Source organism: Pseudothauera nasutitermitis (genome assembly GCF_004801295.1).
GTDB lineage: Bacteria > Pseudomonadota > Gammaproteobacteria > Burkholderiales > Rhodocyclaceae > Pseudothauera > Pseudothauera nasutitermitis.
This window is the reverse complement of the sequence record NZ_SSOC01000003.1, coordinates 456,402-468,849: the sequence shown is the minus strand read 5'-3', so window position 1 is coordinate 468,849 and position 12,448 is coordinate 456,402. Positions and strand designations below refer to the sequence as shown.

At 67.3% G+C, this 12,448-nt stretch carries 12 protein-coding genes; all 12 read left to right on the top strand.

Annotated elements, in window-relative coordinates:
- The first annotated feature begins 26 nt into the window (after window positions 1–26).
- The gene (locus E6C76_RS09525; protein ID WP_136347981.1) at window positions 27–914 is read left to right on the top strand and encodes a prephenate dehydrogenase; all 888 of its coding nucleotides are present in this window, start codon (window positions 27–29) and stop codon (window positions 912–914) included.
- Between the two features lie 4 nt (window positions 915–918).
- On the top strand, window positions 919–2,859 hold the full coding sequence (locus E6C76_RS09520; RefSeq protein WP_136347980.1) for a bifunctional 3-phosphoshikimate 1-carboxyvinyltransferase/cytidylate kinase: 1,941 nt from the start codon (window positions 919–921) through the stop codon (window positions 2,857–2,859).
- A gap of 115 nt (window positions 2,860–2,974) precedes the next feature.
- Entirely contained in the window at window positions 2,975–4,675 is a 1,701-nt protein-coding gene (rpsA, locus tag E6C76_RS09515; RefSeq protein ID WP_136347979.1) for a 30S ribosomal protein S1, read from the top strand.
- 12 nt (window positions 4,676–4,687) lie between these two features.
- A complete protein-coding gene (locus E6C76_RS09510; RefSeq protein ID WP_136347978.1) occupies window positions 4,688–4,972 on the top strand; it encodes an integration host factor subunit beta in 285 nt (94 codons plus the stop codon).
- A 181-nt stretch (window positions 4,973–5,153) separates the two neighbouring features.
- Complete coding sequence (locus tag E6C76_RS09505; protein ID WP_136347977.1) at window positions 5,154–5,456, top strand: LapA family protein; 303 nt, start codon at window positions 5,154–5,156, stop codon at window positions 5,454–5,456.
- A gap of 4 nt (window positions 5,457–5,460) precedes the next feature.
- Entirely contained in the window at window positions 5,461–6,636 is a 1,176-nt protein-coding gene (lapB, locus tag E6C76_RS09500) for a lipopolysaccharide assembly protein LapB (protein ID WP_136347976.1), read from the top strand.
- Between the two features lie 87 nt (window positions 6,637–6,723).
- On the top strand, window positions 6,724–8,043 hold the full coding sequence (locus tag E6C76_RS09495; protein ID WP_136347975.1) for a UDP-glucose dehydrogenase family protein: 1,320 nt from the start codon (window positions 6,724–6,726) through the stop codon (window positions 8,041–8,043).
- A 62-nt stretch (window positions 8,044–8,105) separates the two neighbouring features.
- Entirely contained in the window at window positions 8,106–8,996 is an 891-nt protein-coding gene (gene cysM / locus E6C76_RS09490; protein WP_136347974.1) for a cysteine synthase CysM, read from the top strand.
- Window positions 8,956–10,986: a translocation/assembly module TamB domain-containing protein gene (locus E6C76_RS09485; RefSeq protein ID WP_230976216.1), complete on the top strand. Its 2,031-nt coding sequence runs from the start codon at window positions 8,956–8,958 to the stop codon at window positions 10,984–10,986. Before cysM ends, E6C76_RS09485 begins: the two co-directional genes overlap by 41 nt.
- Window positions 10,987–11,033: 47 nt before the next feature.
- Window positions 11,034–11,219 (top strand): hypothetical protein, encoded by a 186-nt coding sequence (locus E6C76_RS09480; RefSeq protein ID WP_136347973.1) that lies wholly within the window; start codon window positions 11,034–11,036, stop codon window positions 11,217–11,219.
- On the top strand, window positions 11,216–11,638 hold the full coding sequence (locus E6C76_RS09475) for a YdbL family protein (RefSeq protein ID WP_136347972.1): 423 nt from the start codon (window positions 11,216–11,218) through the stop codon (window positions 11,636–11,638). Before E6C76_RS09480 ends, E6C76_RS09475 begins: the two co-directional genes overlap by 4 nt.
- Window positions 11,635–12,435: a 3'-5' exonuclease gene (locus tag E6C76_RS09470; RefSeq protein ID WP_136347971.1), complete on the top strand. Its 801-nt coding sequence runs from the start codon at window positions 11,635–11,637 to the stop codon at window positions 12,433–12,435. The genes E6C76_RS09475 and E6C76_RS09470 overlap by 4 nt, the downstream gene beginning before the upstream one ends.
- Window positions 12,436–12,448 lie beyond the last annotated feature (13 nt).

The following is a 12,448-nucleotide window of genomic DNA, read 5'->3' as shown; positions in this document are numbered from 1 at the left end:
CGGCGAACGGAAAAGGGGACGCGCGCATGGCGCCGATCGGCAAACTGGTGGTCTGCGGAGCCGGCCTGATCGGCGGCTCCTTCGCGCTGGCCCTGCGGCGTGCCGGCGCGGTGGGGCGCATCGTCGGCATCGGCCGCAGCACGGCCTCGCTGGAACACGCGCGCGAGATGGGGGCGATCGACGAGATCGCCGCCGGCTGGGCCGAGGCGCTCGATGGCGCGGACCTTGTCCTGCTCGCCGCGCCGGTCGGCCAGATGGACGCCATCATGGCGGCGATGGCGCCGCATCTGGGGCCGGACACGCTGGTCACCGACGCGGGCAGCACCAAACGCGACGTCATCGAGGCCATCTACCGCCACCTGGGCGCGCGCCTGGGCAACGTGGTGCCGGCGCACCCGATTGCCGGTGCGGAAAAGAGCGGCGCCGGCGCGGCCTTCGCCGAGCTGTACGACGGCAAGAAGGTGGTCGTCACCCCCCTGCCGGAAAACACCCCGGAGGCCATCGAGCGCGTGCGCGCGGCCTGGGCCGCCTGCGGCGCGCAGATCCACCAGATGTCGCCGGCCGAGCACGACCGCGTGTTCGCCGCAGTCAGCCATCTGCCCCACCTGCTCGCCTTCGGCCTGGTGCATGACCTGGCCGGGCGGGCCAATGCCGAACAGCTGTTCAGCTACGCGGCCAGCGGCTTCCGCGACTTCACCCGCATCGCCGGCAGCCACCCGGAAATGTGGCGCGACATCTGCATCGCCAACCGTCAGGCCCTGCTCGGCGAACTGGATCAGTACCTCGCCGAGCTGGCCTATCTGCGCGCGCTGCTGCTGGCCGGCGACGCGCCGCGCCTGGAAAAGCTGTTCGAGGAAGCGCGCGCCGCGCGCAATGCCTGGGCCGAACGGCAAACCAACATCGTTACCGAGTAAATCCATGGAATTCCTCGATCTCGTCCCGCTGACGGGTGCGCGCGGGCGTGTGCGCCTGCCCGGCTCCAAGAGCATCTCCAACCGCGTGCTGCTGCTCGCCGCGCTGGCCGAAGGCGACACCGACATCCGCGACCTGCTGGCCTCCGACGACGTGGAGCGCATGCTGGACGCCCTGCGCGCGCTGGGCGTCCACTGGACCCGCCGCGCGGGCAGCGACAACTACGCCGTGCGCGGCGTGGGCAGCGCCTTCCCGGTGAAGGCGGCGGAACTCTTCCTCGGCAACGCCGGCACCGCCTTCCGTCCGCTCACCGCCGCGCTGGCGCTGTGCGGCGGCGAATACCGCCTGTCCGGCGTGCCGCGCATGCACGAGCGGCCGATCGGCGATCTGGTCGACGCGCTGCGCCAGGCCGGCGCGGCCATCGACTACCTGGGCAACGAAGGCTACCCGCCGCTGGCCATCCACCCGGCCAGCGTGCGCGCCGGCGGCGTGCTGAAGGTGCGCGGCGACGTTTCCAGCCAGTTCCTCACCGCCTTGCTGATGGCTCTGCCGCTGACCGGCGGGGAAACCGTCATCGAAGTGGTCGGCGAACTGATCTCCAAGCCCTACATCGCCATCACCCTGGCGCTGATGGAACGCTTCGGCGTGGCGGTGCGTCGCGACGGCTGGGCGCGCTTCACTGTGCCGGCCGGCGCGCGCTACCGCAGCCCGGGGACCGTGTATGTGGAGGGCGACGCCTCGTCGGCCTCCTACTTCCTCGCCGCCGGTGCCATCGGCGGCGGCCCGGTGCGCGTCGAGGGCGTGGGGCGCGACAGCATCCAGGGCGACGTGCGTTTCGCCGAAGCCCTGGCCGAACTGGGCGTGCGCATCGACATGGGGCCGAACTGGATCGCGGCGCGCGCGCCGGAAAACGGCCGCCTGCGCGCCTTCGACATGGACCTGAACCATATCCCGGATGCGGCGATGACGCTGGCCGTGGCGGCGTTGTTCGCCGACGGGCCGTGCACCCTGCGCAACATCGCCAGCTGGCGGGTCAAGGAAACCGACCGCATCGCGGCGATGGCCACCGAACTGCGCAAGGTGGGCGCCACGGTGGAGGAGGGCGCCGACTACCTCAAGGTGGCGCCGCCCGCCCGCCTGCGGGTGGCCGCCATCGACACCTACGACGATCATCGCATGGCGATGTGCTTCTCGCTGGTCAGCCTGGGCGGCCTGCGCGTGCGCATCAACGATCCCAAGTGCGTGAACAAGACCTTCCCGACGTACTTCGAACGCTTTGCCGAAGTCGCCGAGGCGGTGCCGGTGCTCGCCATCGACGGCCCATCGGCCTCCGGCAAGGGCACGGTGGCCGCGCGCGTGGCCCGGGCGCTGGGCTGGCACTATCTGGACAGCGGCTCGCTGTACCGCCTGACTGCGCTGGCCGGCCTGCGCGCCGGCTTGGCGCTGGACGACGAGCCCGCGCTGGCGGCCATCGCCGCCGCCTTGCCGGCGTCCTTCGAGGACGGCCGGGTGTGGCTGGACGGCACCGACGTCACCGACGAGATCCGCAGCGAAGCCTGCTCCGCCGGCGCCTCCAGGGTTGCCGCGCTGCCGGCGGTGCGCGCCGCGCTGCTGGACCGCCAGCGCGACTATCGCGCCGCGCCCGGACTTGTTGCCGAGGGGCGCGACATGGGCTCGGTGGTGTTCCCCGACGCGCCCCTCAAGGTGTTCCTGACCGCGACCGCCGAGGCACGTGCATCGCGTCGCCATAAGCAGTTGATGGAAAAGGGGATGGCTGCTAACATGGAAAGTCTTCTCGACGATCTGCGGGAACGGGACGCGCGCGATGCCGCCCGCTCTGTCGCACCGCTGAGAAGGCTGCCGGACGCAGTGCTCCTCGATACCACCGACATGGACGTGGAGCAGGCAGTGAGCTTCGTGCTCGAACGCGCGCCAGTGGCCTCGTGAGGCCGGGTCGCGCGGGCGTCCGTTGACGTCGCGGTTGCCGGCATGGGCCTGCAGCTGTTTTTTGCCAACCAACAAACTGGCCGCCGCAAGGTGGTCCCGGGTTCCCCTCAATCACATGTCTACTGCCACCCCCATCCAGGAAAGTTTCGCCGCGCTGTTCGAAGAAAGCCTCGCCCGCCAGGAAATGCGCGCCGGCGAAGTCATCACCGCCGAAGTCGTGCGCATCGACCAGAACTTCGTGGTCGTCAATGCCGGCCTGAAGTCCGAAAGCTACGTGCCCATCGAAGAGTTCCGCAATGACCGCGGCGAACTCGAAGCCAACGTCGGCGATTTCATCCACGTCGCCATCGAGGCGCTGGAAGACGGCTACGGCGAGACCCGCCTGTCCCGCGACAAGGCCAAGCGCATCGCCGCCTGGAACGACCTGGAAAAGGCGCTCAACGAAGGCGCGCTGGTCAAGGGTGTGATCACCGGCCGCGTCAAGGGCGGCCTGACCGTCATGACCAACAGCATCCGCGCCTTCCTGCCGGGTTCGCTGGTGGACATGCGCCCGGTCAAGGACACCACGCCGTACGAAGGCAAGGAATACGAATTCAAGGTCATCAAGCTCGACCGCAAGCGCAACAACGTGGTGGTTTCCCGCCGCGCCGTGCTGGAAGAGTCGATGGGCGAAGAGCGCGAAAAGCTGCTCTCCAACCTCAAGGAAGGCACCATCATCAAGGGGATCGTCAAGAACATCACCGACTACGGTGCGTTCGTCGACCTGGGCGGCATCGATGGCCTGCTGCACATCACCGACCTGGCCTGGCGCCGCGTCCGCCACCCGAGCGAAGTGCTCAACGTCGGTGACGAGATCGAAGCCAAGGTGCTCAAGTTCGACCAGGAGAAGAACCGCGTCTCCCTGGGCCTGAAGCAACTGGGCGAAGATCCGTGGGTCGGCATCGCCCGCCGCTACCCGCAGGGCACCCGCCTGTTCGGCAAGGTCACCAACATCACCGACTACGGTGCGTTCGTGGAAGTCGAGCAGGGCATCGAGGGTCTGGTGCACGTCTCCGAAATGGACTGGACCAACAAGAACATCCACCCGACCAAGGTCGTCCAGCTGGGCGATGAGGTCGAAGTGATGATCCTCGACATCGACGAAGACCGCCGCCGCATCTCCCTGGGCATGAAGCAGTGCGCTGCCAACCCGTGGGAAGAGTTCAACATGAACCACAAGAAGGGCGACAAGGTCAGCGGCCAGATCAAGTCGATCACCGACTTCGGCGTGTTCATCGGCCTGGAAGGCGGCATCGACGGCCTGGTGCACCTGTCCGACCTGTCGTGGAGCGAGCAGGGCGAAGAAGCCGTGCGCCGCTTCAAGAAGGGCGACGAGGTGGAAGCCGTGGTGCTGGCCATCGACGTGGAGCGCGAGCGCATCTCGCTGGGTGTCAAGCAGCTCGAGGGTGATCCGTTCACCAACTTCATCGCCACCCACGAGAAGAGCTCGCTGGTGCGCGGTACCGTGAAGTCGGTCGAGGCCCGCGGCGCCGTGATCGGGCTGAACGACGACGTGGAAGGCTATCTGCGTGCTTCCGAAGCCGCCGCCCATCGCGTCGACGATCTGACCACCGTGCTGAAGGTCGGTGACGAGGTCGAGGCCGTGATCATCAACGTGGATCGCAAGACCCGTTCGATCAGCCTGTCGATCCGTGCCAAGGATCAGGCCGAGCAGAGCGAAGCCATGCAGAAGCTGGCCTCCGAAAGCTCCGCCGCCACCGGCACGACCAACCTGGGCGCGCTGCTCAAGGCCAAGCTGAACGAGCAGAAGCAGTAACCGGCCCGCGTCATGACCAAATCGGAGCTGATCGCCCAGCTGGCGGCTCGTTTCCCCCAGCTGGTCGCAAAGGACGCCGATTACGCGGTCAAGATGATTCTCGATGCGATGACCGACGCCCTGGCGCGCGGCGATCGCATCGAGATTCGCGGATTCGGGAGCTTCGCGCTCAACTACCGCCCACCGCGCGTCGGACGCAACCCCAAGTCGGGGGAGAAGGTGCATGTGCCCGAAAAGTACGTGCCCCACTTCAAGGCCGGCAAGGAACTGCGCGAGCGCGTCGATCTGGCGGGCTGAGCATCCGGCAACGGCTGGCAAGCGGTGAAAATCATGGAAGGCGGCGCAAGCCGCCTTCTTTTTTGTATCGCCACGAATCGGGGAAACCTGCGGTTTCGAACGAACGTTTGTCCGCTGAATTCGTCCTGATGGACGGATTCATGCTCGACGCGTGGTCATTTCGTCGGGGATAATGCGTCCCATGCGCCTCGTACTGTGGATCCTCCGTCTCCTGCTGTTCTTCCTGCTGTTCGGCTTCGCGGTCAAGAACGATCATCTCGTACGCCTGCACTTTTTCTTCGGCGCCGAGTGGGAGTTGCCGCTGGTGTTCGTGATCCTGGTGGTCTTCGCCGGCGGTGCCCTGCTGGGCGTCACCGCGACGTTCGGCTCGCTGCTGCGCCAGCGCCGCGAGATCGGCCGTCTGCGCCGCCAGCTCGCCCGTACCGAGCGCGAGCGCACCCAGCCGCCACGGCCTGATGGGCAGCAGGCCCCCGAAGCGTTCTGAGCACATGGAAATCGAATTCTGGTGGTTGCTCGCCCTGCCGCTGTTCTTCGCGCTCGGCTGGCTGGCTGCGCGCATCGACATCAAGCAGGTCGTGCATGAATCGCGCGCCCTGCCACGCTCCTATCTGAGCGGCCTGAATTTCCTGCTCAACGAACAGCAGGACAAGGCCATCGATGCCTTCATCGAAGCGGTCAAGATCGACCCGCACACCATCGAACTGCACTTCGCCCTCGGCAGCCTGTTCCGGCGCCGGGGAGAGACCGACCGCGCGATCCGCATGCACCAGAATCTGGTGGATCGCGAGGATCTCTCCGAGGATCAGCGCCTGCAGGCGCTGGGCGAGCTGGGCCAGGATTTCCTCAAGGCCGGCCTACTCGACCGCGCCGAATCGGTATTCGTCAAACTGCGCGGAACGCGGCTCAACGACCTGGCGCTGCGCTATCTGCTGGAGATCTACCAGCAGGAGAAGGACTGGGCCAAGGCCATCGACATCGCCCGTGCCCTGCCGGATCACGAGAGCGTGCTGTGGCGTACCGAGGTGGCCAATTTCCACTGTGAACTGGCCACCGCCGCGTTGGCCGATTCGCGCCTGGAAGAGGCGCGCGCGCAGGTCGATGCGGCGCATGCGCTCAATCCGCGCTGCGTGCGCGCCAGCCTGATCCTGGGCGACGTGCTGGCCGCCGAGGGTGAGGACGAAGCGGCGCTGGAGGCCTGGAAGCGCATCGAGAACCAGAATCCGGTGTATCTGGCGCTGGTCGCCGAGCGCATCATGGAGGCCTACCGCCGCCTGGGGCGGGTCGAGCAGGGGCATGTCCTGCTGCGCTCCTGGCTGGAGCGCCACGCCTCACTGGATCTGCTCGACGAAGTGTTCCAATGGGAACTCGATTCGCGCGGCGCGCGTCCGGCCTACGACCTCGTGCGCGAGGAACTGCGCCGCAACCCCACGCTGCTGGGCCTGGACAAGCTGCTGGAGGCCGCGCTGATCTCCGCGCCGGCCGAGCAGCGCGGCGACATCGAGCTGGTCCGCCAGCTCATCCACGGACATACCCGCAAGGTCGCGCGCTACCGCTGCGACGCCTGCGGTTTCAAGGCCCGCCAGTTCCACTGGCGCTGCCCGGCCTGCGGCGGCTGGGAAACCTATCCGCCCCGACGTACCGAGGAATTCGATCTTGCTCCCTGAATGAGCAGGTGGTTTGCCGCCATATGGCTGTAACCGGACATGGTTAGGTTCGAATCCATCGTCGATTCGTAACCACGGGAAAGCGCCATGAAGGTTTCGGTTGTGGGGGCAGGCTATGTTGGCCTGGTCAGCGCAGCGTGTCTGGCAGATGTCGGTAACGATGTTGTTTGCCTGGATGTCGATGCGGGGCGGATTCGTATTCTCCTGGACGGCGGCATACCGATTCATGAGCCGGGCCTGCTGGAGATTGTCCGGCGCAATGTGCAGGCTGGTCGCCTGCGTTTCACTACGGATGAGCGCCTTGCCGCTTTGCATGGCGACGTGCAATTCATCGCGGTCGGCACGCCGCCGGACGAAAATGGTTCTGCGGATCTGCGCCATGTGCTGGCCGCAGCGCGTGGCATCGGGCGCTACATGGATGGCTACCGGGTCGTGGCCGACAAGTCGACGGTGCCAGTGGGAACGGCCGACCGGGTGCGCGAGGTGATCGCGGAGGAGATGGCCGCGCGTGGCGTGGATCTGGCGTACAGCGTGGTTTCCAACCCAGAGTTCCTGAAGGAAGGGGCGGCAGTGGAAGATTTCATGCGCCCCGACCGTATCATCGTTGGTGCGGACGATACGCGTGCGGTCGATTATCTACGGGAACTATATGCGCCCTTTCAGCGCAATCACCAGCGCCTGCTGGTGATGGATGTGCGCAGTGCAGAACTGACCAAGTACGCGGCTAACGCGATGCTGGCTACGCGTATCAGCTTCATGAACGAACTTGCCAATCTGGCCGAGGATCTGGGGGCGGACATAGAGCTGGTGCGTCAGGGAATTGGCTCCGATCCCCGGATTGGCTGGCATTTCCTTTATGCCGGCTGTGGCTATGGTGGATCATGTTTTCCAAAGGATGTGAAAGCCTTGCTGCATACCGCGAACCAGCAGGGGCATGAGCTTCCCTTGCTGCGTGCCGTGGAGCTGGTCAATGAGCGGCAGAAGCAGCGTCTGATCGACAAAATTGTCCTGCGCATGGGTGAAAATCTGCACGGCCGCTGTTTCGCGCTGTGGGGACTTGCGTTCAAGCCGAACACTGACGACATGCGTGCGGCACCCAGTCGGGTAGTGATCGACGCGCTGCTGGCGCGTGGGGCGAGTGTGGTTGCTTACGATCCCGTGGCAATGGAGGAAGCACGCCGGTTGCTAGGGAGCAGGCAGGGGCTGAAGTATGCGAGCCAGCCGATGGATGCCCTGGCGGATGCCGACGCGCTGATCGTCGTGACCGAATGGAAAGAGTTCCGTAGTCCGGATTTCGCCCGCATGGGCAGGCAACTGCGGGAGCGTATCGTGTTTGATGGCCGCAACATGTACGAGCCCGCCGTGGTGCGCCGACATGGCCTGGAGTATCACGGCATCGGGCGCTGAGCCTCGCGTGCGTCCCTTGCTCGGGTTACCATCCCGGAATTCCCGAACAACGGACGCCCCCAATGGAATACAAGACCCTCGAAGATTACGTCGGCCATACCCCGCTGGTGCGCCTCAAGCGCATCACCGCCGGGCGTGGCAACGTGATCCTGGCGAAGCTTGAGGGCAACAATCCGGCCGGTTCGGTGAAGGATCGCCCGGCCCTGTCGATGATCGTGCATGCCGAGGCGCGCGGCGACATCCGCTCCGGCGACACGCTGATCGAGGCGACCAGTGGCAACACCGGCATCGCGCTGGCGATGGCTGCGGCCATGCGCGGTTACCACATGATCCTGGTGATGCCGGAAAACCAGAGCGTCGAGCGCCGCCAGACCATGCGGGCCTTCGGTGCCGAGCTGGTGCTCACGCCCAAGGAAGGCGGCATGGAAATGGCGCGCGACGTGGCCGAGCAGTTGCGCGACGAGGGCAAGGGCATCATCCTCGACCAGTTCGCCAATGCCGACAATCCGCTCGCCCACTTCGAGGGCACCGGGCCGGAGCTGTGGGAACAGACCGGCGGCACCATCACCCATTTCGTCAGCAGCATGGGCACCACGGGCACCATCATGGGGACCTCGCGCTACCTCAAGTCGCGCAACCCGGAGGTGTGCATCGTCGGCTGCCAGCCGGAAGAAGGCTCGCAGATTCCCGGCATCCGCAAATGGCCGGAAGCCTACCTGCCGAAGATCTACGACAAGACCTGGGTGGACCGGCTGGAGTACGTCAGCCAGGCCGATGCCGAGGAAATGACCCGCAGGCTGGCGCGCGAGGAGGGCATCTTCGCCGGTATTTCCTCCGGCGGCGCCATGCAGGTGGCCCTGCGCCTGGCCGCCGGGCTCGAAAACGCGGTGATCGTCTCCATCGTCTGCGACCGTGGCGACCGCTACCTGTCCACCGGCGTCTTCCCGGCCTGATTTCTTCCGCTTCGTTGCCTGCTGCCTGGCGGCGCTCGCACTGCTGTCCGCCGCCGGCGGGGCGGCGGCGCGCGCGCTGGTGCTGGATTTCGAACGCCTCGAACATCCTGCCTTCGTTGTCCACGATCTCGAACTGACCCTGGAAGAGGGCGGTGCTGCGGCACGCCTGCGCATCGGCGCGCTGGAAGCAGGCGGGCGGCGCATCGAGGGGCTGCGTCTGCAGTGCCCGCGCTTTCGGCTCGACGCCGATCAGCTGCAGTGCGCCGGCGGGCGGCTCGACGTGGCCGGGCTGTCCGGCGTCGCGGTGGAACTGGATGCCCGGCTGGCCGCGCGCAGTGGCACCCTGCGTCTCGAGCTCGGGGATGGGGAGGCGCTTCGGCTGAACGCAGCGGCAGACGGGGTGCTGCGTGCCGAACTGCGCGGCGTCGAGGTGGCCCGCCTGGGGGCGCTGGCGCCGCTGCTGGCCGGCTGGCAGCCCGCCGGACGGATCGACGGGCAGGTCGAACACCGTGGCGCGCGGGCGGCCGGCCGCAGCCGCTTCGATCTGAACTGGCGAGAGGGCGGCTTTTCCAGCACGGACGGCCTGCAGGCGGCCGAGGGCATTGCGTTGCGCCTGCATGGGCAGGTCGATGGGCGCGCTGGCGGCTGGGACTGGCAGGCCGCGCTGGAGTGGTCGGCCGGCGAAGCCTATCTGCATCCGCTGTACCTGACCGCGGGGCCGCGCGCGCAACTGCGCGGCCGCCTGGCCGGCGAACGCCTGCGCATCGACGAGGCCACGCTGGAACTCGACGGGGTGGAACGCGTGGCCGGGCAGGGCGAATACGATCTGGCGGCGGGGCGGCTGCACAGCGGCGGATTCGGCATCGCGCGTGCCGACCTGGCGGTCGTCGGGCCGCGTTATCTGGCGCCGCTGCTGGCCCCCGCGCAGGCCGAGGGCCTGCGTTTCGCCGGCCACGTCAGCGCGGGGCTGCGGGTGGAGGACGGCAGGCTGGCCGAACTGGACGCCGCCTTCGAGCAGGCCGGCATCGGCCTGGAGGGTGGAGAACTGGCTTTCGGCCCGGTGGACGGCGCATTGCCCTGGCGGGCGGAGCAGGCGACCGAAGCCGTGCTGAGCGTGGGCGGCGGGCGCTGGCAGAAGCTGGCGCTCGGCGCCTTCGACCTGCATGCCCGGCTGCATGGTCCGCAGGTGGCGGTCGAACGCGTGCGGATTCCGCTGCTCGATGGCGCGCTGGTGTTCGACGACTTGCACCTGCGGCACGGCGCGGACGGCTGGCATGGCAGCGGCGGCGCGGTGGTCGAGCCGATCTCCATGCCCTTGCTCACCGAAGCGGTCGGTCTGCCGCCCATGGCGGGCGTGCTGTCCGCGTCGCTGCCCGGCATGCAGGTGTCTCCCGGCGAGATCGTGCTGGATGGCGCGCTGGTGATCTCGGTGTTCGGCGGCTATCTGCAGGCCACCGAACTGCGCGTGCTGGAACCCTTCGGCGTGGCTTCCCACCTGTATGCCGACATCGATGCGCGCAACCTGGATCTGGCCCAGCTCACCGATACCTTTTCCTTCGGCAGCATCAGCGGGCAGGTGGATGTGGGCCTGCGCGGGCTGGAGCTGGCGCGCTGGAAGCCGGTGCGCTTCGACGCGCGGGTGGCCAGCAGCCCGGGGCGCTACCCCCGCCGCATCAGCCAGCGGGCGGTACAGAACATCGGCGCGCTGGGCGGAGCCGGGGCGGTCGCGGCCATCCAGCGCAGTCTGCTGGGGTTCTTCGAATCCTTCGGTTATCGTGAAATCGGCATCTCCTGCGTGCTGCGCGACGGCGTATGCCTCATGGGCGGCCTGGAGGGCGCCGGCGGGGCGGGTGGCGGCTATGCGCTGGTGCGCGGCGGCGGCATCCCGGCGCTCAATGTCATCGGCTACAATCGCCGCGTGGATTGGTTCGAACTGGTCGACCGCCTGCAGCGCGTCACCGAATCCAACGCCTCGCCGGTCGTCCGCTAGGCGGTGGGCGCATCCCGCCTCACCGCTGTCGCAAAGAGGGTTTCCCCATGCATTCCGCTCCGCGCCTTGCCCTGTGCGCCATGCTGCTGGCCATCACCAGCGCCTGCGTGACCATCAACATCTACTTTCCGGCGGCCGCGGCCGAAAAGGCAGCCGACCGCATCATCGACGAAGTCTGGCAACTGCGTGACAACGCCGGCCAGCCCGCCCGCCCCGAAGGAGCCGCCCAATGAAGCTCGTGAGCCGCTTGCGCGTCCTGCTCGCCGCGCTGTTGTTCTCCCTGGCCGGCCATGCGGCCGCGCAGAACAACCTGGAAATCAACACCCCGGCGATCAGCGCCTTGCAGAAATCCATGCAGCAGCGCCACGCGCAACTCGCGCCCCTGTACGCCAGCGGCGCGCTGGGCCTGGCGCGCGACGGCACTGTCGCCCTGCGCGATGCCTCCAGCGTGCCACTGGCGCAGCGCGGCCAGATCAACGCGCTGGTTTCCGCCGAAAATGCCGATCGCGCGGCGCTCTACCGCGAAATCGCGCGCGCCAACGGCCGCCCGGAATGGGAAGCCGACGTGCGCGCCACCTTCGCCCAGCGTTGGATCGACCGCGCGCAGAAGGGCTGGTGGGTGCAGGGCGCGGGAGGCTGGGTGCAGAAGTGAGCCCGGTCCTGGTTTTCGATATCGAGACGATTCCCGATGTCGCCGGCGTGCGCGCGCTCAACGCGCTGCCCGACGAACTGACGGACTACGAAGTCGCCGAGTTCGCCTTCCAGCAGCGCCGTGCCGCCAGCGGCGGCGACTTCCTGCAGCACCATCTGCACCGCGTGGTCACCATTTCCTGCGTGTTGCGCGATCAGGCGCAGTTCCGTGTGTTCTCGCTGTCGGAGCCGGATGCGGGTGAGGCGCAGATCATCCAGCGCTTCTTCGACGGCATCGAGCGCTACACCCCGCAACTGGTGTCGTGGAACGGCGGCGGCTTCGACCTGCCGGTGCTGCATTACCGCGGATTGATCCACGGCGTCAGCGCGCCGCGCTACTGGGATACCGGCGACGGCGACTACGGCGATTCGCGTGACTTCAAATGGAACAACTACATCAGCCGCTACCATCAGCGCCATCTCGATCTGATGGATCTGCTGGCGCTGTACCAGGCGCGCGCCAACGCGCCGCTTGACGACATGGCCAAGCTGATGGGTTATCCGGGCAAGCTCGGCATGGACGGCGGCGCGGTGTGGCAGGCCTGGCAGGAGGGCCGGGCGGCGGAAATCCGCGACTACTGCGAAACCGACGTGGTCAATACCTACTTGGTCTATCTGGGCTTCCAGCGCATGCGCGGCCATCTCGACGCCACCGCCTGGGCGGCCGAAGTGGCGCTGGTGCGCGAGTCCCTCGCGCGTCTCGACGCACCGCACTGGCGGCAGTATCTGGAAGCCTGGCCGGAAAGCACGGCGGGCTGAGAAAACCCTTTAC

Excerpts from the sequence above, each read along its gene's own strand:
- lapB (WP_136347976.1), top strand. The coding sequence starts at position 5,461 with ATGGAAATCGAATTCTGGTGGTTGCTCGCCCTGCCGCTGTTCTTCGCG.
- E6C76_RS09505 (WP_136347977.1), top strand. The coding sequence starts at position 5,154 with ATGCGCCTCGTACTGTGGATCCTCCGTCTCCTGCTGTTCTTCCTGCTG.
- E6C76_RS09525 (WP_136347981.1), top strand. The coding sequence starts at position 27 with ATGGCGCCGATCGGCAAACTGGTGGTCTGCGGAGCCGGCCTGATCGGC.
- E6C76_RS09520 (WP_136347980.1), top strand. The coding sequence starts at position 919 with ATGGAATTCCTCGATCTCGTCCCGCTGACGGGTGCGCGCGGGCGTGTG.
- rpsA (WP_136347979.1), top strand. The coding sequence starts at position 2,975 with ATGTCTACTGCCACCCCCATCCAGGAAAGTTTCGCCGCGCTGTTCGAA.
- cysM (WP_136347974.1), top strand. The coding sequence starts at position 8,106 with ATGGAATACAAGACCCTCGAAGATTACGTCGGCCATACCCCGCTGGTG.
- E6C76_RS09475 (WP_136347972.1), top strand. The coding sequence starts at position 11,216 with ATGAAGCTCGTGAGCCGCTTGCGCGTCCTGCTCGCCGCGCTGTTGTTC.
- E6C76_RS09480 (WP_136347973.1), top strand. The coding sequence starts at position 11,034 with ATGCATTCCGCTCCGCGCCTTGCCCTGTGCGCCATGCTGCTGGCCATC.
- E6C76_RS09510 (WP_136347978.1), top strand. The coding sequence starts at position 4,688 with ATGACCAAATCGGAGCTGATCGCCCAGCTGGCGGCTCGTTTCCCCCAG.
- E6C76_RS09495 (WP_136347975.1), top strand. The coding sequence starts at position 6,724 with ATGAAGGTTTCGGTTGTGGGGGCAGGCTATGTTGGCCTGGTCAGCGCA.